Genomic DNA, 18,404 nt, shown 5'->3' on the forward strand with positions numbered 1-18,404 from the left:
CGAGGTGGCCCAACGTACCGGCGTCGAGATCGGCGCCATGGCCCAGCGCAATGCCGGTGCCGATGCCGCGGCGGCGTTGCAGCGTGACGAAGTGGCCGCCAGCCTGCGCGACCTGTCGAGCATGGCTGACGAGGCTCAGGCTGAAAGCCATGCCATGCAGGCGGCGTTGCAGCAGGTGGTGGACATTCGCCAGGCGACCGATGAGAACAGCCGTTCCTCTACGCAACTGGCGAGCCTGATCGAGAACCTTGCCGGGCAGGTCGAAACGGGCTCTCAGGTGATCGAGCGCCTGGCCAAGCAGAGCGAACAGATTGAAGTGGTGCTGACTGTCATCCATGGCATTGCCGAGCAGACCAATCTGCTGGCCCTCAACGCTGCAATCGAAGCCGCGCGCGCTGGTGAAACTGGCCGCGGATTCGCTGTAGTGGCCGATGAGGTGCGGGCGCTGGCGAGCAAGACGCAAAGCTCTACCGGCGACATTCAGGCGCACATTACCGCGCTGCAAAAAGGTGCCAAGGAAGCAGTGGCCACCATCAGTCAGGCTGGGCTCAAGGCGAGTGAAGGGTTGTTGGTGCTGCGTGACAACGAGCGTCGCCAGCAGTCGGTGCAGGCTGCGGTGGAGCAGGTGCACGCGGCCATTGGTTTGGCGACTCGCGCTGCCGAACAACAGGCCCATGGCGCTCAGGCGGTGCGGGGGCGGGTGGAAAACATCCATGCCCAGGCCGAACGCTCGGCTGAGGTGGTGATGCAGACCACGGCCAGCAGCAAGGTGCTGGATGATCTGGCGGCTCAGCTGCGCGCCAGCCTGGGCCAGTTCCGGGCCTGAATCCTGGGCGGTTCTTTGTGGGAGCGGCCTTGTGTCGCGAAAGGGCTGCATAGCAGCCCCAAGTTTGTTGCATAAACGCGGAAATTGCCGGGGCCGCTATGCGGCCCTTTCGCGACACAAGGCCGCTCCCACACCTGAGCGGCGTTGCTATGCTGTCGGCGACACATGACAAAAGGAGTTGCTCATGTCCGCCCAACTAATCGCTGCCCAGGCCGACCTGAATTTCCTGCACAGTGACAGCGTACAGCTCACTGACCCGATGACCGCCCTGCAAGCCTACTGCGCCATGACCTCGGACGTCCCCGGCTGGCTGGCCCGGGCTTTCCGCATTCGCGACTTTATCTCACGCCGTTTCAATGTCGCCGATATCCACGGCTTCACTCGCGGCGATCCAACGCATGTGCCAGCCGTCGGTGAGCGCCTGGACTTCTTCACTGTCGAGGCCATCAGCGACCAGCAACTGGTCCTGACCTCGCGTGATACGCACCTGGCTGTAATGGTGAGTGTGGATCTAGATGATCAAGGGGAGGGGTGTCAGCGCTTGGGCGTGACCACCTCGGTGCAGTGCTTCAACACCTTCGGCCGGCTTTACATGTTGCCGGTCGGCAAGGCCCATGGGCCAATTGTGCGGCGCATGCTGCGTAACATCTGATGGCCTGATCACCGGCGAGCCCCCACAGGTAAAGCGCAGGCCCTGAGACCGGTGATGTACCTGAGGGCAAACCCGCGAAGAAGTTCATGCCTTGTTCAGATACATCCGCGTAGTCAGCAAGTAAACCGGCAACCCCGACACCACGATCAGCAACGCAGCATAAGGCGCCGCTGCCGCGAACTCGACGTTGGCTGTGTGTGCCCACACCTCGGTGGCCAAGGTGGTCATGCCGGTCGGGCTGAGCAGCAGGGTAGCCGTCAGCTCTTTCATGGCATCCAGGAACACCAGCGCAAAGGCTGCCGCCATGGCCGGGAAGATGATCGGTAAGGTCACCCGGCAGAACGCGGCAAAGCTGCTCGCGCCAAGCGTGCGCGCGGCTTCTTCCAGCGTCGGCGAAGCCTTGTTCAGCGCGGTGCGCACCGGTGATTGCGCCAACGGCAGGAACAGCAGCGCATAGGCCAACAGCAGCAAGGCCGTGGTCTGGTACAGCGCCGGCACGTAGTGCAGGGCGAAGAACACCAACGTCAGGGCAATCACCAGGCCGGGCAGGGCGTGCAGCAGATAGGGTAGACGCTCGGCCCAAATCGCCAGGCGGCCTTTGTAGCGCACCACCAGGAAGCTGATAGGCAGAGCCAGCAGCACACAGAAGCCGGCACCGCCCAGCGATACCGACAGCGAGGTGAACAACGCCTTCGAGATGGCCCCCACCGGGAATGCCGCCGACGAACCCACGCTCAGCCAGTAACCGAGCATCGCCAGCGGAATGCCGCTGCCCAGCACCGCCAGGCCCACGCAGAACAGTTGCGCCAGCACCGCCCAGCCGCGCAGCCGCACCGGTTGCGCACGCCGGGCTACGCCCTGGCCGATGCGTACATGGCGGGCTTTGCCGCGCACCCGCAGTTCCAGCCACAGCATTGCCAGGCACATCGCCAGCAGCACGGCAGACAGCATGGCCGCGTTGGCGTTGCTGAACTCCAGTTCGAACTGCTGGTAGATCGCCGTGGTAAAGGTTTGCAGGCCGAGTATCGACAGCGCGCCAAACTCCACCAGCATATGCAGGGCAATCAGTAGCGCACCGCCGAGCATCGACGGCCACAGCAGCGGCAGGGTGACTTTGCTGAACACCCCCCAGCGGCTGCAACCCAGGGTGCGTGCCGACTCCTCCAGCGACGTGTCGAGGTTGCGCAGGGTCGCGGCAACGGGCAGGAACACCAGTGGGTATTTGGACAGGGCCATGACCATGATCGCGCCGCCCAGGCCTTCAAAGTCCGAACTTAGCGACACCCAGGTGAAGCTGCTGACGAACGACGGCACGGCGAATGGCAGGCACAGCACCACGCCCCACAACCGGCGGCCGGCCAGGTTGCTGCGCTCCAGCAGCCAGGCCAGTGCCAGGCCGACCACCATGCAGGTCAGCGTCACCCCGACCATCAGCATCAGGGTGTTGCGCATCAGCCCCCAGACAAAGGGCCGCCACAGCAGGTGCAAAGCTTCGCGCCAGCCGGCCTCCCAGGCTTTGATGGCGACATAAGCCAGTGGCAGCAAGCTCATTGCCACAAGGAACAGCACAGGCAGCACTACCCAGATGGAAGGGCGCTTGCGGCGCGGTACGAAGCGTACCGGCACCGGTTCGGACAGGGCGGCAGTCATCAGAGCAGGCCGACCTCACGCTCAAGTTCGATGGCTTCCTCGGCATTGCCCAGGTCAGCTGGCGAGATCTTCGGCGGGCGCAGTTCGTCGAACGGCTTCAGGCCGCGGTCAGAAACCATACCCTTGTGCAGCGGGTACTCGGCGGTGGTCTGGGTGATCACGCGCTGGCCTTCCTCGCTGGCCATCCAGTTGAGCAGGGCCTGGGCTTCTTTCGGGTGTTTGCTGGCCTTGACCACGCCTGCGCCGGAGATAGTGACCAGGTTGCCAGCATCGCCGTCGGCCAGGTAATAGAGCTTGGTGTCCAGCTTGCCGCGTTCGCGTTCAAGCGCGTACCAGTAGTAGTTGTTCACCAGTACCGCAGCCACTTCACCTTTTTCCACGGCTTTCAGGGCGACCATGTTGTTGGTGTAGGTCTTGCCGAAGGCTTTCAGGCCGGTCAACCATTCTTCGGTGGCTTCACGCCCGTGCATCTTCAGAATGGCCACGGCCTGCTCCTGGAACGCACCGCTGGTAGGTACGTAGCCGACGCGGCCTTCCCACTCAGGGTTGGCGAAGTCCATCACCGTGGTCGGCAGGTCTTTCTCGTCGACTTTCTTCGGGTTGTACACGACGATGCGCGTACGGGCGGTGATACCCATCCAGGTGCCGTTGGCGCCAACGTACTCCTTGGGCATCATGTTCAACGTGGCGTCGTCAATCTTGGCCAGCAGGCCCAGCTCGCCCAGGTTGTTCAGGGGCGGGGACTCTTCGGTATAGATGATGTCGGCTGGCGAACGGTCGCCTTCCTCGATGATCTGGCTGGCCAGCTGGTTGCTGCTGCCTTTGCGGATGTCGATGTGAATGCCGGTCTTGGCCTCATAGGCCTTGGCAATGGCTTCGCCGATTTCCTTGTGCTGACCGTTGTACATGGTCAGCGTGACCGGTGCGTCTGCCATGGCGGCCGGAGCGCCGATGACCAGGCTCAGCACTGCGGCGGCCAGGGTACGCATCAGCGGTTGCGGGCGGATCGTCATGCGGGTACTTCCTCGCTTACGGCTACATATTTGGAAACAATGGTAAACGAAATTGTTTCTCAAGTGGCCGGGTGACGAGAAATTCATGGTCAGACCATGGTGCAAGGAGGGGGGGCTGGGCGTGTGTTGCCTGTACGGGCCTCTTCGCGGGTGAACCCGCTCCTACGACGTGCGCGTATCGGGGGGAGGGGGCACAAAAAACGCAGGCAAGAAAAAACCCACTAGCAAGCTAGTGGGTTTTTGTATGGTGCCCAGGAGAAGACTCGAACTTCCACGACCTTGCGGTCACTGATACCTGAAACCAGCGCGTCTACCAATTCCGCCACCTGGGCAAAGCTTTACATCATCTGCAGAAGGCGACTATCGTTCGCTTTCACACAGTAGTAACAGATCCTTGGTCATCTGCTACTTGAAAATACTTGGTGCCCAGGAGAAGACTCGAACTTCCACGACCTTGCGGTCACTGATACCTGAAACCAGCGCGTCTACCAATTCCGCCACCTGGGCACACATTCGAGGTTACTTGATGCTTTACAGCGTCGTTCATCTCTACTACAACTTCGGGGTTGTCCGTCGTTGTGGTGCGCACTATACGGACGCTCCCCAAGGCTGTAAAGCCCCCAATCGAAAAAAAATTCAAAAAATTCAACTTGTTGATTCCACAAGCCTATTTCTGCTGTTTATGCACTGCAGCGGGGGCTGTCCAAGGCAGACATTTCCGGTTTCAATACGCCTATGCCAGAATTCATATCTATATACCCCAAGGTGAACCCCTTCTGATGGCCGATTGGCAATCCCTCGATCCCGAGGCCGCTCGCGAAGCGGAAAAATACGACAACCCCATTCCCAGCCGTGAGCTGATCCTGCAGCGTCTCGCCGACCGAGGCGAACCTGCTGCCCGCGAGGAGCTGGCAAAAGAGTTCGGTCTGTATGAAGAAGACCAGATCGAAGCCCTGCGCCGCCGCCTGCGTGCCATGGAGCGCGATGGCCAGCTTATCTATACCCGGCGCGGCACTTATGCCCCGGTAGACAAGCTGGACCTGATCTGTGGTCGCGTCTCCGGCCACCGCGACGGCTTCGGCTTCCTTATTCCCGATGACGGCAGCGAAGACCTGTTCCTCAGCCCGTCGCAGATGCGACTGGTGTTCGACGGCGACCGTGGCCTGGCCCGCGTCTCCGGTGTGGACCGCCGTGGTCGCCGTGAAGGCGTGCTGGTCGAAGTCATCTCCCGTGCCCATGAAAGCGTGGTCGGCCGCTATTTCGAAGAAGGCGGCATCGGTTACGTAACCCCGGACAACCCGAAGATCCAGCAGGAAGTGCTGGTGACCGCCGGGCGTAACGGCGGTGCCAAGATCGGCCAGTTCGTCGAGATCAAGATCACCCACTGGCCAACGCCGCGCTTCCAGCCTCAAGGCGATGTGGTCGAGGTCATCGGCAACTACATGGCGCCGGGCATGGAAATCGACGTTGCCCTGCGCAGCTACGACATTCCGCACGTCTGGCCCAATGATGTGGTCAAGGAGGCACGCAAGTTCCGCTCCGAAGTCGAGGAGAAGGACAAAGAGAAGCGTGTCGACCTGCGCCATCTGCCGTTCGTCACCATCGACGGTGAAGACGCCCGCGACTTCGACGATGCCGTTTATTGCGAACCGCTGGGCAAGCTGCGTCTGTTCTCCGGTGGCTGGCGCCTGTACGTGGCCATCGCTGACGTCTCCAGCTACGTGCGTCTGGGCTCTGCCCTGGATGTCGAAGCCCAGCAGCGCGGTAACTCGGTGTACTTCCCCGAGCGCGTGGTGCCCATGCTCCCCGAAGAGCTGTCCAACGGCCTGTGCTCGCTGAACCCGCATGTCGACCGGTTGGCCATGGTCTGTGAAATGACCATGAACAAAGCCGGCCAGATGGTCGACTATCAGTTCTACGAAGGCGTGATCCACTCCCATGCCCGCCTGACCTACAACAAGGTCAGCAGCATGCTCGAGCACTCGCGTACCCGTGAGGGCAAGGCGCTGCGCGAAGAGTACAAGGAGGTCGTGCCGGATCTGAAGAACCTGTACAACCTGTACAAGGTGCTGGTGGAGGCGCGTCACACCCGGGGTGCAATCGACTTCGAGACCCAGGAAACCCGCATCATCTTCGGCGACGAGCGCAAGATCGCCGAAATCCGCCCGACCGTGCGCAACGATGCTCACAAGCTGATCGAGGAATGCATGCTGGCGGCCAACGTGGCCACCGCCGAGTTCCTGCAGAAGCACGGCGTACCGGCCCTGTACCGCGTGCACGACGGCCCGCCGCCGGAGCGCCTGGAAAAACTGCGCGCCTTCCTAGGCGAGCTGGGCCTGAGCCTGCACAAGGGCAAGGACCCGTCGCCGAAGGATTACCAGGCCCTGCTGGCGAGCATTGCCGGTCGCCCGGACTTCCACCTGATCCAGACGGTGATGCTGCGCTCGCTGAGCCAGGCCGTGTACAGCACCGAGAACAACGGCCACTTCGGCCTGAATTACGAGGCGTACACCCACTTCACCTCGCCGATCCGTCGTTACCCGGACCTGCTGGTGCATCGCGCCATTCGCAGCATCATCCGCTCCAAGGTCGATACCCCGCACGTCAAGCGTGCAGGCGCCATGAGCATTCCCAAGGCGCGTATCTACCCGTACGACGAAAACACCCTGGAGCAACTCGGCGAGCAGTGCTCGATGACCGAGCGCCGGGCCGACGAAGCCACCCGTGACGTGGTCAACTGGCTCAAGTGCGAGTTCATGAAAGACCGCGTGGGCGAGACCTTCCCGGGTGTGATCACGGCGGTGACCGGTTTCGGCCTGTTCGTCGAACTGACCGATATCTATGTAGAGGGCCTGGTGCACGTCAGTGCGTTGCCGGGTGACTACTACCACTTCGACCCGGTACACCATCGCCTGGCTGGCGAGCGCACCGGTCGCAGCTTCCGCTTGGGCGACACCATCGAAGTCAAGGTCATGCGTGTTGATCTGGATGAGCGCAAGATCGACTTCGAAGTGTCGGAAAAGACCCTCGCCGCACCGATCGGCCGCAAGCAGCGTGGCGCCGCGCCAGTTACCGAAAAAGCCGAGCAGCAGCCAGCAACCGAAGCGAAAGCCACGCCCAAGCCGCGCAGCCGCAAGAGCGAAGCGTCCGAAGCGTACTTCCCCAAGGATGCTGTGCAGCGAAACGCTGAAGTGCGTAAAAGCCGCGAGATGAAAAAAGCGCTGATGACCGACGCGCGCAGCAGTGCTGGCAGCAAATCGGAGAAAGGTGGCAAGCCGTCCGGCAAACCGACCAAGCACCGTAAAGGCCCGCCGAAGTCCGGCGCACCACGCAAAAACAAGAGCAATTCATGAGTCAGCTGGAAAAGATCTACGGCGTACACGCCGTGCAGGCATTGCTGCAGCACCATCCAAAGCGGGTCAAGCAGATCTGGCTGTCGGAAGGGCGCAGCGAGCCACGCCTCGAAACCTTGCTGGCGCTGGCCGCGGAAAACCGCGTGCCGGTCGGCCAGGCCGAGCGCCGTGAGATGGATGCCTGGGTCGAAGGTGTGCACCAAGGCGTTGTAGCCGAGGTCAGTCCGAGCCAGGTGTGGGGCGAGTTGATGCTCGAAGAGCTGCTTGAGCGCACAGAAACGCCGCCGCTGATCCTGGTGCTGGACGGCGTGACCGACCCGCACAACCTCGGCGCTTGTCTGCGTACCGCGGATGCGGCTGGTGCCACGGCAGTGATCGTGCCCAAGGACAAGTCCGCAACGTTGACGCCGGTTGTGCGAAAGGTGGCTTGTGGTGCAGCAGAAGTCATTCCGCTGGTGGCTGTGACCAACCTGGCGCGTACGCTTGAGAAGTTGCAGCAGCGTGGCCTGTGGGTAGTGGGTACCGCTGGCGAGGCCGAGCAGGAGATCTACCAGCAAGACCTGACCGGGCCACTGGTGATGATCATGGGGGCGGAAGGCAAGGGCATGCGTCGGCTCACCCGTGAGCATTGCGACTTCCTGGTGAAGTTGCCGATGGCAGGTAGCGTCAGCAGCCTTAACGTGTCGGTGGCGACCGGGGTTTGCCTGTTCGAAGCCGTGCGTCAGCGTCAGGCCAAGCGCTGATTCTCAGGCCTGTTCCGGCCTCTTCGCGGGTGAACCCGCTCCTACAGGGTGATTGCGTTCCCCTGTAGGAGCGGGTTCACCCGCGAAAGGGCCCGCAGCCTGTAAATATGTTTCAGGCTGTTCAAATATTCACCAATCACCTTGCTTGTGCGCCCCGGCTTCTCTACAATTGCGCCCCTTGCCGAGCTGGCAGGCGCTCATGTGCCTCCCCTCCGTGCAAGACATACAGTGTCATTCACTCCTTGTCTGACCAGATTCACTGGCAGACTACTAACCCGTAAGGAGCATTCATGCGTCATTACGAAATCATCTTCCTGGTTCACCCGGACCAGAGCGAACAAGTCGGCGGCATGGTTGAGCGTTACACCAAGCTGATCGAAGAAGATGGTGGCAAAATCCACCGCCTGGAAGACTGGGGCCGTCGTCAACTGGCCTACGCAATCAACAATGTTCACAAGGCTCACTACGTGATGCTGAACGTTGAATGCACCGGCAAGGCCCTGGCCGAGCTGGAAGACAACTTCCGCTACAACGATGCCGTTATCCGTAACCTGGTCATCCGTCGCGACGAAGCCGTTACCGGCCAGTCCGAGATGCTGAAGGCTGAAGAGAACCGCAGCGAGCGCCGTGAGCGTCGCGAGCGTCCTGAGCATGCTGACTCCGCCGAAGGCGACGACAGCAATGACAGCGACTCCAGCGATAACGCTGACGAGTAATCCACGGACCTTTAGAGGAGCCTATTAAATGGCACGTTTCTTCCGTCGTCGTAAATTCTGCCGCTTCACTGCTGAAGACGTGAAAGAGATCGACTTCAAAGATCTCAACACCCTGAAAGCTTACGTATCCGAAACCGGCAAGATCGTTCCAAGCCGTATCACCGGTACCAAAGCTCGTTATCAGCGTCAGCTGGCTACCGCTATCAAGCGCGCCCGCTTCCTGGCCCTGCTGCCCTACACCGACAGCCACGGCCGCTGAGACCGGGTCGTCGACAAGCAGTAAGGGATTAGCATGCGAGCGTTAGCAAGTTTCATCATGCGCGGTCGTGTGCAGGCCACCCTGGTGGTGGTCATCAGCGCGGTACTGCCGCTGCTGTTCTGGTTGAGTGCCGCTGCCGGCAGCCTTGTGCTGCTGCGGCGTGGGTTCAAGGATGCTACATCGGTCATCGCCGGCGGCTTGCTGGCCGGGCTGGCCGTGTGGGTCATGGGCGATCCCATCACCTTTCTGGTGATTGCGGGTGCCTTGGCCCTGGCCGCCATGTTGCGTGCCGAGCATCCCTGGAGCCGGGTGTTGCTCGCCAGTGCCGTGTTCGCCGTGGCTTTCAGCCTCGTGCTTGATCTGGCGCTGGCGCAAACCTTCGATGTGCTGGCCAAGGCGTTTGCCGAAGCCATGCCGCAAATCGAAGGGCAACCGGTGCTCTCCGGTGAGCTGATCCGCCCTGTGCTGGTCGCTTCCACAGCAGTGACGGTGCAATTGTTCAGTGTGCTGGCGTTGATGCTGGCGCGCTATTGGCAGGCAGCGTTGTACAACCCTGGAGGCTTCGGTCGCGAGTTTCGCGAACTGAAGTTGCCGAAACAGACCATGGCGGTCTTGGTGGCAGTGATGGTGGTGGCGCCGTTTATCGGCCCGCAGTTCATCATCCTGGCATCGGCTTCCAGCCTGGTACTGGTGCTGGCCGGCATCGCCTTGATGCACGGGCTGGTGGCACAGGGCCGACTGGCCGGTTTCTGGCTGGTGGGGATGTACGTGACGCTACCGCTGATCATGCAGCTGATTTATCCGTTGCTGATGGTTTTGGCCATTGTCGACAGCCTGATTGATTTTCGCGGTCGCAAGTCCCCTCCGGGGAAAGACTCCGCGAACGGTGAAGGTTAAAAGTTAAGAGGTTTTACCAAATGGAACTGATCCTGCTGGAAAAAGTCGCTAACCTGGGCAACCTGGGCGACAAAGTAAAAGTTAAGGCTGGTTACGGCCGTAACTTCCTGCTGCCATTCGGCAAGGCCACCGTTGCCAACGCCGCCAACCTGGCTGCGTTCGAAGAGCGTCGTGCCGAGCTGGAAAAAGCAGCCGCTGACAAGAAAGCTTCGGCTGAAAGCCGCGCTGCCCAACTGGCCGAGCTGGAAGTGACCATCACTGCCACCGCTGGCGACGAAGGCAAGCTGTTCGGTTCGATCGGCACCCACGACATCGCTGACGCCCTGACCGCCTCCGGCGTTGAAGTGGCCAAGGCTGAAGTTCGTCTGCCGAACGGCACCATCCGTCAGGTTGGCGAATACGACGTAGCCGTGCACCTGCACAGCGACGTTGAAGCCACCGTACGCGTGGTCGTCGTAGCTGCCTAAGCTGCGCTAACTGGCTGGCTCCTTGCGAGTCAGGCGGTTAACATCGGGCACGGTCCTGTTTTTGACAGGCCGTGCCCTTTGTCTTTTTCATCCTCCAGAATTCTTTCGTGGCCATGAACGAGATCACCACCTCCGAACAGCTTGACCTGCAAACCGCAGCCCTGAAGGTACCGCCGCATTCCATCGAGGCCGAACAGGCCGTGCTCGGTGGCCTGATGCTGGACAACAATGCCTGGGAGCGGGTGCTGGACCAGGTGTCGGACGGCGATTTCTACCGGCATGACCACCGGCTGATCTTCCGCGCTGTGCACAAGTTGGCCGACGCCAACCAGCCATTCGACGTGGTGACCCTGCACGAGCAGTTGGACAAGGAAGGCCTGTCCTCGCAGATCGGCGGCTTGGCTTACCTGGCCGAGCTGGCCAAGAACACCCCTTCGGTGGCCAACATCAAGGCCTACGCCGCGATCATTCGCGAGCGTGCCACGTTGCGCCAGCTGATCAGCATCAGTACCGACATCGCCGACAACGCGTTCAATCCGCAGGGGCGCAACGCTGCCGAGATTCTCGACGATGCCGAGCGGCAGATCTTCCAGATTGCCGAGGCGCGGCCAAAAACCGGCGGCCCGGTGGGCGTCAACGAACTGTTGACCATGGCCATCGACCGCATCGATACGCTGTTCAACTCCGACAGTGACATCACCGGTATCTCCACCGGTTACACCGACCTGGACGAGAAGACCAGCGGCCTGCAGGCAGCCGACCTGATCATCGTCGCCGGCCGTCCGTCGATGGGTAAGACCACCTTCGCCATGAACCTGGTAGAAAACGCCGTACTGCGGACCGACAAGGCGGTGCTGGTGTTCTCCCTCGAGATGCCAGGTGAGTCGCTGATCATGCGTATGCTCTCGTCTCTGGGGCGTATCGACCAGACCAAGGTCCGTTCCGGCCAGCTGGATGACGACGACTGGCCGCGCCTGACCTCGGCAGTGAACCTGCTCAACGACCGAAAATTGTTCATCGACGATACAGCGGGTATCAGCCCCTCGGAAATGCGCGCACGTACCCGCCGCCTGGCCCGTGAGCATGGTGAAATCGCCATGATCATGGTCGACTACCTGCAGCTGATGCAGATTCCGGGGTCGGCCGGTGACAACCGTACCAACGAAATTTCCGAGATTTCCCGCTCGCTCAAGGCTCTGGCCAAGGAATTCAACTGCCCGGTCATTGCCCTTTCGCAGCTGAACCGCTCGCTGGAACAGCGCCCGAACAAACGCCCGGTGAACTCCGACTTGCGTGAATCTGGTGCAATCGAGCAGGACGCCGACGTGATCATGTTCGTGTACCGCGACGAGGTGTACCACCCCGAGACCGAGCACAAGGGCGTGGCGGAAATCATCATCGGCAAACAGCGTAACGGCCCCATCGGCTTCGTGCGTTTGGCGTTTATCGGCAAGTACACCCGGTTCGAGAACTTGGCGCCGGGGATGTACAACTTCGATGATGATGAATAACCCATTGAGCTAGCAAGGCCGCTCCTACAAGGTTTGCGGTGCGCCTACTAGCTCTGAAATCTGAGCGATGTTCGTTTGCCCTTGGCTGATGATCCGCCCCTCGCTCAGGGTGATCACCCGGTCAAACCGCGACAGTGCGCTCTGATCATGCGTCACGCAAATCAGCCCTCGCCCTTTAAATGCTTCGAACAACAGGTCCCAGGTACGCTCTGCCGACGCGGCATCGAGCCCAGCTGTGGGTTCGTCAAAGAAATTGAATTCCCCAGGCTGATTAAGAAGGCGTAGCAGCGTCAGCCTGCGTGCTTCGCCGCCCGATATCGATTCTGCGCGTGCATCCAGATCAAGTTCGTACCAGTCTTTGCTCAGGCCCAACCGTTCAAGCCATCGTTCGATTTGAGCGCGATCATGAGCTTGCTCGAACAGCACCGCGCGGGGCAGGGGGCCGGGTATGAAATGCGCATCCTGAGGGCAGAGTCGTAATCGACTGAATTGTTCACTAGCGTCGAGCGACGCCAGGCACCTGCCGTGCAGGTGCACATCCTTGCGCAACGGGAATATCGTTCCCGCCAGCGTATGCAGAAGTGTCGATTTACCACATCCGCTGGGCCCGATCAGTGCGACCCGTTCTCCTTTGTGCAGTACCAAGGGTTCTTCGATGTGAAGTTGTACAGTATCTCGAGCGCTCAACTGGCACGGGGCGATGCTTAGGCCAGCGTCCTTGTCTTGGGACTTCGCCTCAGTAGTGCATGCTGGGCCGAACGAGGGGAGCTGGAGCCAGTGTTCGAGTTTGCGTTTGTCTAGCCGAAACTGGTCTAGCAATCGCCAGGCCTCAGCAAGTTGCGCAACCCCTGCCAGCAATCCGCTCACCAAGGTGAAGAGAGCAACCAGCTCGCCCAGGCTCAATTGCGGTGTTGCCAGAGCCTGATCATGGATACCCCACATGAGCAAACCGCCACTGCCCAGGCCTATGAACAGGGTACGCAGGCTCTGAATCCAACCCCCACTGTGAGCTACCTGCACTGCTGAGTCGGCATAGTGCGAAAGTGTCTGGTTGACCGGGAGCATTGCGGCATCCTCGGCCTTTTCCAGTTTGACCGTTGCCGCGCTGGCGAAGGTATCCACCCATTGTTCCGCCAGTTCATCCTCGCGCGCGTTCACTGCCTCGATATGTGGCCGGCGCCAGCGCACCAGGCGATCGTTGGCCCACAGGTAGGCCAGGCTCAAAGGGATGAGGCCGATCAATACCGAAGTAGCCCCCAGGTAAGCGAAGAGCGTTATCAGCACTGCAGCTTCGGCTAGCACCGGCCATGCCGAGCCAATCAAAAAGCCTAACCACCGCTCCTGTGCAGTAATGCCCCTATCCAGTACTTTTACCAGTGTTCCGCCATGGAGTTGTCCATAGGCCTCGAAGCGCTTGTCCAGCAATTCGCGGCACCAGCGGATGGAAAGTTGCTTCACGCGTTCCTGGCAAAGCCGCGCCAGGCACCAGGCTTGTAGAGGGGTCATTGAGGCTTGTAATGCGACGAGGCATATGAAAGCTCCGAGCAGAAGCTGGGAAGACGCGGCTGAGGTGGCCAGGTTGTCAATGATGTCGGCCAAGACTAGAGCAGGTACGACGGTCGCGATTTTCAGGAGCAGTGTCGCGCCGAGGGCGGCGAGAATTCCTCTATAAATTTGCATGTCATTGCCTTATGCCTTTGAGTGCACGCTGTGGCGCGACTGGAATACCTGATCTGATCAGGTGGAAGCGTTCAAGTCCGGGTATGAACACCTGAACAACCGTAGCGAGATTCGGGTGCTCATAAAGTGTGCGATAGAATGCGACCTTATTATGTTTTTCCAAGTTGATCAGTGTTCGCTTGACTTGCCCGCGCACGCTGAGATCGGTATGCGGAGGGTGAAAGGCGGGTACAGCATATGTGGGGCATGGGTGTATAAGTGCTGAAAGGCGGGTTGAATGAGTAAGCATTTTTTCAGCAGAGAGATCTTCTTGTTTTTCTGTGGCCCCAGAAAGCTGCTCGCACTGAACCTGCTCCGTTACGGCGCGGTACATTGCAATGAAGGGGTTGATGGAGCTGCCGGAGCCAATGCTGCTGAGTGCACCTTCTTTTTTACTACGAGAAACAGCAATGCAAAATGAAACTTCGTAAAAGTCGTGCGTCAAGTATATTTCTAGTTTTTTGGCCCGGCGGAGAAGCTCGGTATCATGGGCAAATGTTTCTTCCAGAAAAGAACTCGAAGGTTGGTAAAGTTTGGGTGGGGAAGTCAGGCCACAAAGTGATAGGTAGTACATAGAAAGTGCGTGACGTTCGATAGCTTCATTGATGGCGTGGAGCAGAGCCTCGTTCTCCGTGCAGCCAAGTGCTGTACCAGAGTTGGTCGAATATTTGGAAAGAAAGCCCGCTGCAGTTTTTTCGATTTCATCAATGTTTCTGGAGGAAGATGCTATCAATATCGCGGGAATGGCTATTTCGTCGTAGCTGTTCAATGCCTGAAGACTGAAATAAGGTATTCGGCAATCCGGGGGAATGGATTTTAGGAGCCAATCGTCAAATGGGGCTATCGATTGCAAAATTTGGTCGCTTTCGATGAGTGGTGGAGTGCTCTTGTCGACGAAGTAGTGCTCTAGGCTCTCAGCAAGGGCTCCTAGTTCGCAATGTTCCCCTTTTCCTGCCCCGCAAGAAACTTCTTTGTAGGCGCTGTCGTATAAGTGGCATGTGGCGACCAGGCTACTCTTTTTTGATAGTGCTGTTTTCGATTGAAGCCCTAAGTGATGATGCAGCCTTGTCAGCCGGTTGTAGGCCTCTTCTATGTTCAGCTCGCGTTCGGTAATCATGTTCTGCTCCTTGGTAGAGCCAGAAGGGGCTAAGCCCCTTCTGGTTTGTCACTTACAGAAGATTGAGAAATTCAACCTCGGACTCGGTGAATGTGTAGCTCATCACGCGTGGGATCTGCAGAGTGTGGATTTCAGAACGACGACGTCCCATGGCTAGTGCTCCTATAGAGTTGGTTTGAGTGCGCCTTTCAGCGCGTCATTGTTGTAGCACTTGTTTTTTTTGGGGTTCAAGAACTTCTCGGGATTTGTTGAGGAAAGTTAATGTAGGATTTTTTACTAAGACTAGAAGGTCGATTCCTACAATTCTTAAGAGATAAAGAAAAAAGCACCAATAATTAGCTGGTTAGCACTTTCTCAGGGTTGGATAGGCTAAACATTCAGTAAAAATCTGAAGGAATTGCGATCGCTCAGCAGGGGGCGCGATCGCCATTGGTGTAAGCAGGCTCAGGTATTCCTGTGAGTAATCGCCTTGCCCCGATCCACCCCACGATCCCCTTTTCTTGAAGACAACCCGATGCAGGGGCAGGGGCCTGCTGTAAAGATTCGTTGATGTGTTGCCTGGGCTGGCCCTTTCGCGGGTGAACCCGCTCCTACAGGTTCACCATAGGCTTCAAGAGTTGCACCGTACCTGTGGGAGCGGGTTTACCCCACCCGTTGTTCCGCATCGAGCCCGGGATCCAGTGTAGAGACGCCCGCGAGCAGTCTTCGGAGTTGATGGGCTATGTGCGCGAACTGACCATCACTGGGTTGATGGATGAGAAGCCGATGATGATCTGGGCTGCCCATTACCTGAGTGCGATGGCCAAGGCGCTGATGGATGATGCTGAGCTGTGGATGAGGCAGTGAGGGGTTGGCTTCAGGTTGCATGAAGGCCGCCAGGAGTTCGCCGCAACAGTTTCAGCGCCTGTGAGATCGAGCGCCGCCCGCGCGGTGCTTGATCTCACAGGCGCTGCAAGGATTCTGTCGAACACCTGGCAACCCCACTACACCCCTCAAGCCAACCACCTGCCACGTCCATCCCCCAACCGTCGCCCCGCCCACCAATCCCCACGAATCCAGTCGGATTTGGTCAAAATTTGTGCTATATTCCGCGCCCGCGATTTCCCTGCACACCAGAACCGGTCACTGACATGCAAGCAGCCAAACCACTCTACGACTATCCCAAGTACTGGGCCGAATGCTTCGGGCCAGCACCTTTCCTGCCAATGAGCAGGGAGGAGATGGATCTGCTCGGCTGGGATTCCTGCGACATCATCATCGTGACCGGTGATGCCTACGTCGACCATCCGTCGTTCGGCATGGCCATCATTGGCCGTCTGCTGGAGGCCCAGGGCTTCCGCGTGGGCATCATCGCCCAGCCGAACTGGCAGTCAAAAGACGACTTCATGAAGCTCGGCGAACCGAACCTGTTCTTCGGCGTGGCCGCCGGTAACATGGACTCGATGATCAACCGCTACACCGCGGACAAGAAGATCCGTTCCGACGATGCCTACACCCCGGGTGGTCTGGCCGGCAGCCGTCCGGACCGTGCCAGCCTGGTGTACAGCCAGCGCTGCAAGGAGGCCTACAAGCATGTGCCGATCGTGCTCGGCGGCATCGAGGCTTCGCTGCGTCGCATCGCCCACTACGACTACTGGCAGGACAAGGTTCGTCACTCGATCCTGATCGACGCCAGCGCCGACATCCTGCTGTTCGGCAACGCCGAGCGTGCGGTGGTCGAGGTGGCCCAGCGCCTGTCCAACGGGGAGAAGATCGAGACCATCACCGACGTGCGCGGCACCGCCTTCGTGCGCCGCGATACCCCGCAGGGCTGGTACGAGATCGACTCCACCCGTATCGACCGCCCGGGGCGCGTCGACAAGATCATCAACCCGTACGTGAACACCCAGGACACCCAGGCCTGCGCCATCGAGCAGGCCAAGGGCGACCAGGAAGACCCGAACGAAGCCAAGGTGGTGCAGATTCTCGACAGCCCGGCCGTGACCCGGGAAAAGTCGGTGATCCGCCTGCCATCGTTCGAAAAGGTGCGTAACGACCCGGTGCTCTATGCCCATGCCAACCGCGTGCTGCACCTGGAGACCAACCCAGGCAACGCTCGCGCGCTGGTGCAGAAGCACGGCGAAGTGGATGTGTGGTTCAACCCGCCACCCATCCCCATGAGCACCGAGGAAATGGACTACGTGTTCGGCATGCCTTACGCCCGTGTGCCGCACCCGGCCTATGGCAAGGAGCGCATCCCGGCCTACGAGATGATCCGTTTCTCGGTGAACATCATGCGTGGTTGCTTCGGTGGCTGTACCTTCTGCTCGATCACCGAACACGAAGGCCGCATCATCCAGAACCGCTCGCATGAGTCGATCCTGCACGAAATCGAAGAGATGCGTGACAAGGTGCCGGGCTTCACTGGCGTGGTCTCGGACCTTGGCGGGCCGACTGCCAACATGTACCGCATCGCCTGCAAAAGCCCCGAAATCGAGAAGCACTGCCGCAAGCCGTCGTGCGTGTTCCCGGGTATCTGCGAAAACCTCAATACCGACCACAGCTCGTTGATCGAGCTGTACCGCAAGGCCCGTGCCTTGCCGGGGGTGAAAAAGATCCTGATTGCTTCCGGCCTGCGCTACGACCTGGCGGTGGAATCGCCGGAGTACGTCAAGGAACTGGTCACCCACCACGTTGGTGGCTACCTGAAGATTGCCCCGGAGCACACCGAGCGTGGCCCGCTGGACAAGATGATGAAGCCGGGTATCGGCACCTACGACCGCTTCAAGCGCATGTTCGAGAAGTTCTCGAAAGAAGCGGGCAAGGAGCAGTACCTGATCCCGTACTTCATTGCCGCGCACCCCGGTACCACTGACGAAGACATGATGAACCTGGCCCTGTGGCTGAAGGGCAATGGCTTCCGTGCCGACCAGGTACAGGCGTTCTACCCGTCGCCAATGGCCTCGGCTACGGCCATGTACCACTCAGGCAAGAACCCGCTGCGCAAGGTGACCTACAAGAGCGAAGGGGTGGAGATCGTCAAGAGCGACGAGCAACGCCGTCTGCACAAGGCGTTCTTGCGCTATCACGACCCGAAGGGCTGGCCGATGCTGCGTGAAGCGCTGCAGCGTATGGGTCGCGCCGACCTGATCGGGCCGGGCAAGCACCAGCTGATTCCGGCGCACCAGCCGCAGACCGACAGCTACCAGAGCGCGCGCCGCAAGAACTCGACCCCGGCGGGGAGCCACAAGGTGGGCAAGGACCAGAAGATCCTGACCCAGCACACCGGCCTGCCGCCGCGTGGCAGCGATGGCAGCAAGCCGTGGGACAAGCGCGAGAAGGCCAAGGCCGAAGCGTTTGCGCGTAACCAGCAGGCGGCCAAGGAGCGCAAAGAGGCGAGCAAGGGCGGCAAGGGCAACAAGAAGCCGCGTCAGCCTGTCATTCCGCGTTAACTGATCGACTATTGGGGCTGCTTTGCAGCCCATCGCGACACAAGGCCGCT

The 18,404-nt window shown here is 59.8% G+C and carries 15 protein-coding genes and 2 tRNA genes; 11 read left to right on the plus strand and 6 right to left on the minus strand.

Annotated elements, in window-relative coordinates; translation table 11 throughout:
* Positions 1-121: 121 nt before the first annotated feature.
* Entirely contained in the window at positions 122-826 is a 705-nt protein-coding gene (locus tag V6093_RS20485) for a methyl-accepting chemotaxis protein (RefSeq protein ID WP_370626951.1), read from the plus strand.
* A 184-nt stretch (positions 827-1,010) separates the two neighbouring features.
* Positions 1,011-1,478 carry a DUF2867 domain-containing protein gene (locus V6093_RS20490; RefSeq protein ID WP_004577528.1) on the plus strand — a complete coding sequence of 156 codons (468 nt, stop codon included), beginning with the start codon at positions 1,011-1,013 and terminating at the stop codon, positions 1,476-1,478.
* An 84-nt stretch (positions 1,479-1,562) separates the two neighbouring features.
* Here the strand turns inward: V6093_RS20490 and V6093_RS20495 are convergent, their stop codons facing one another.
* The 4 genes from V6093_RS20495 to V6093_RS20510 form a co-directional block, all read right to left on the minus strand.
* A complete protein-coding gene (locus V6093_RS20495) occupies positions 1,563-3,128 on the minus strand; it encodes an iron ABC transporter permease (protein ID WP_047604664.1) in 1,566 nt (521 codons plus the stop codon).
* Positions 3,128-4,141, minus strand: coding sequence for an extracellular solute-binding protein (locus V6093_RS20500; RefSeq protein WP_003249550.1), 1,014 nt, complete (start codon positions 4,139-4,141; stop codon positions 3,128-3,130). The genes V6093_RS20495 and V6093_RS20500 overlap by 1 nt, the downstream gene beginning before the upstream one ends.
* Positions 4,142-4,386: 245 nt before the next feature.
* Positions 4,387-4,473: transfer RNA gene (locus tag V6093_RS20505), tRNA-Leu, on the minus strand.
* A gap of 88 nt (positions 4,474-4,561) precedes the next feature.
* Positions 4,562-4,648: transfer RNA gene (locus tag V6093_RS20510), tRNA-Leu, on the minus strand.
* A 272-nt stretch (positions 4,649-4,920) separates the two neighbouring features.
* On the opposite strand from V6093_RS20510, the gene rnr reads away from it, so the two are divergent.
* The 7 genes from rnr (at position 4,921) to dnaB (ending at position 12,087) form a co-directional block, all read left to right on the plus strand.
* Entirely contained in the window at positions 4,921-7,494 is a 2,574-nt protein-coding gene (gene rnr, locus V6093_RS20515) for a ribonuclease R (RefSeq protein ID WP_019752621.1), read from the plus strand.
* Positions 7,491-8,237 carry a 23S rRNA (guanosine(2251)-2'-O)-methyltransferase RlmB gene (gene rlmB / locus V6093_RS20520; protein ID WP_003249554.1) on the plus strand — a complete coding sequence of 249 codons (747 nt, stop codon included), beginning with the start codon at positions 7,491-7,493 and terminating at the stop codon, positions 8,235-8,237. The genes rnr and rlmB overlap by 4 nt, the downstream gene beginning before the upstream one ends.
* Before the next feature lie 290 nt (positions 8,238-8,527).
* Complete coding sequence (gene rpsF, locus V6093_RS20525; RefSeq protein ID WP_003249557.1) at positions 8,528-8,953, plus strand: 30S ribosomal protein S6; 426 nt, start codon at positions 8,528-8,530, stop codon at positions 8,951-8,953.
* Between the two features lie 28 nt (positions 8,954-8,981).
* Entirely contained in the window at positions 8,982-9,212 is a 231-nt protein-coding gene (gene rpsR, locus V6093_RS20530) for a 30S ribosomal protein S18 (protein ID WP_003249563.1), read from the plus strand.
* A gap of 33 nt (positions 9,213-9,245) precedes the next feature.
* Positions 9,246-10,109 (plus strand): hypothetical protein, encoded by an 864-nt coding sequence (locus V6093_RS20535; RefSeq protein ID WP_012053856.1) that lies wholly within the window; start codon positions 9,246-9,248, stop codon positions 10,107-10,109.
* Between the two features lie 20 nt (positions 10,110-10,129).
* Positions 10,130-10,576: a 50S ribosomal protein L9 gene (rplI, locus tag V6093_RS20540; protein ID WP_003249568.1), complete on the plus strand. Its 447-nt coding sequence runs from the start codon at positions 10,130-10,132 to the stop codon at positions 10,574-10,576.
* Positions 10,577-10,689: 113 nt separating this feature from the next.
* Complete coding sequence (dnaB, locus tag V6093_RS20545; protein ID WP_003249571.1) at positions 10,690-12,087, plus strand: replicative DNA helicase; 1,398 nt, start codon at positions 10,690-10,692, stop codon at positions 12,085-12,087.
* A 24-nt stretch (positions 12,088-12,111) separates the two neighbouring features.
* On the opposite strand, the gene V6093_RS20550 is transcribed toward dnaB, so the two are convergent.
* The gene (locus tag V6093_RS20550; protein WP_406669597.1) at positions 12,112-13,767 is read right to left on the minus strand and encodes an ATP-binding cassette domain-containing protein; all 1,656 of its coding nucleotides are present in this window, start codon (positions 13,765-13,767) and stop codon (positions 12,112-12,114) included.
* Between the two features lies 1 nt (position 13,768).
* Complete coding sequence (locus V6093_RS20555; protein ID WP_267825584.1) at positions 13,769-14,923, minus strand: YcaO-like family protein; 1,155 nt, start codon at positions 14,921-14,923, stop codon at positions 13,769-13,771.
* Between the two features lie 630 nt (positions 14,924-15,553).
* Between V6093_RS20555 and V6093_RS20560 the strand changes: the two genes are divergently transcribed.
* Together V6093_RS20560 and V6093_RS20565 are read left to right on the plus strand one after the other, a co-directional pair.
* On the plus strand, positions 15,554-15,769 hold the full coding sequence (locus V6093_RS20560; protein WP_019438726.1) for a DUF3077 domain-containing protein: 216 nt from the start codon (positions 15,554-15,556) through the stop codon (positions 15,767-15,769).
* Positions 15,770-16,053: 284 nt separating this feature from the next.
* A complete protein-coding gene (locus tag V6093_RS20565; protein ID WP_003249577.1) occupies positions 16,054-18,354 on the plus strand; it encodes a YgiQ family radical SAM protein in 2,301 nt (766 codons plus the stop codon).
* Positions 18,355-18,404: the final 50 nt, after the last annotated feature.

The organism is Pseudomonas putida group bacterium ESBL64, assembly GCF_045277175.1.
GTDB classification, from domain to species: domain Bacteria; phylum Pseudomonadota; class Gammaproteobacteria; order Pseudomonadales; family Pseudomonadaceae; genus Aquipseudomonas; species Aquipseudomonas alloputida.

Excerpts from the sequence above, each read along its gene's own strand:
- V6093_RS20485 (WP_370626951.1), top strand. The coding sequence starts at position 122 with ATGGCTGACGAGGCTCAGGCTGAAAGCCATGCCATGCAGGCGGCGTTG.
- V6093_RS20490 (WP_004577528.1), top strand. The coding sequence starts at position 1,011 with ATGTCCGCCCAACTAATCGCTGCCCAGGCCGACCTGAATTTCCTGCAC.
- V6093_RS20495 (WP_047604664.1), bottom strand. The coding sequence starts at position 3,128 with ATGACTGCCGCCCTGTCCGAACCGGTGCCGGTACGCTTCGTACCGCGC.
- V6093_RS20500 (WP_003249550.1), bottom strand. The coding sequence starts at position 4,141 with ATGACGATCCGCCCGCAACCGCTGATGCGTACCCTGGCCGCCGCAGTG.
- rnr (WP_019752621.1), top strand. The coding sequence starts at position 4,921 with ATGGCCGATTGGCAATCCCTCGATCCCGAGGCCGCTCGCGAAGCGGAA.
- rlmB (WP_003249554.1), top strand. The coding sequence starts at position 7,491 with ATGAGTCAGCTGGAAAAGATCTACGGCGTACACGCCGTGCAGGCATTG.
- rpsF (WP_003249557.1), top strand. The coding sequence starts at position 8,528 with ATGCGTCATTACGAAATCATCTTCCTGGTTCACCCGGACCAGAGCGAA.
- rpsR (WP_003249563.1), top strand. The coding sequence starts at position 8,982 with ATGGCACGTTTCTTCCGTCGTCGTAAATTCTGCCGCTTCACTGCTGAA.
- V6093_RS20535 (WP_012053856.1), top strand. The coding sequence starts at position 9,246 with ATGCGAGCGTTAGCAAGTTTCATCATGCGCGGTCGTGTGCAGGCCACC.
- rplI (WP_003249568.1), top strand. The coding sequence starts at position 10,130 with ATGGAACTGATCCTGCTGGAAAAAGTCGCTAACCTGGGCAACCTGGGC.
- dnaB (WP_003249571.1), top strand. The coding sequence starts at position 10,690 with ATGAACGAGATCACCACCTCCGAACAGCTTGACCTGCAAACCGCAGCC.
- V6093_RS20550 (WP_406669597.1), bottom strand. The coding sequence starts at position 13,767 with ATGCAAATTTATAGAGGAATTCTCGCCGCCCTCGGCGCGACACTGCTC.
- V6093_RS20555 (WP_267825584.1), bottom strand. The coding sequence starts at position 14,923 with ATGATTACCGAACGCGAGCTGAACATAGAAGAGGCCTACAACCGGCTG.
- V6093_RS20565 (WP_003249577.1), top strand. The coding sequence starts at position 16,054 with ATGCAAGCAGCCAAACCACTCTACGACTATCCCAAGTACTGGGCCGAA.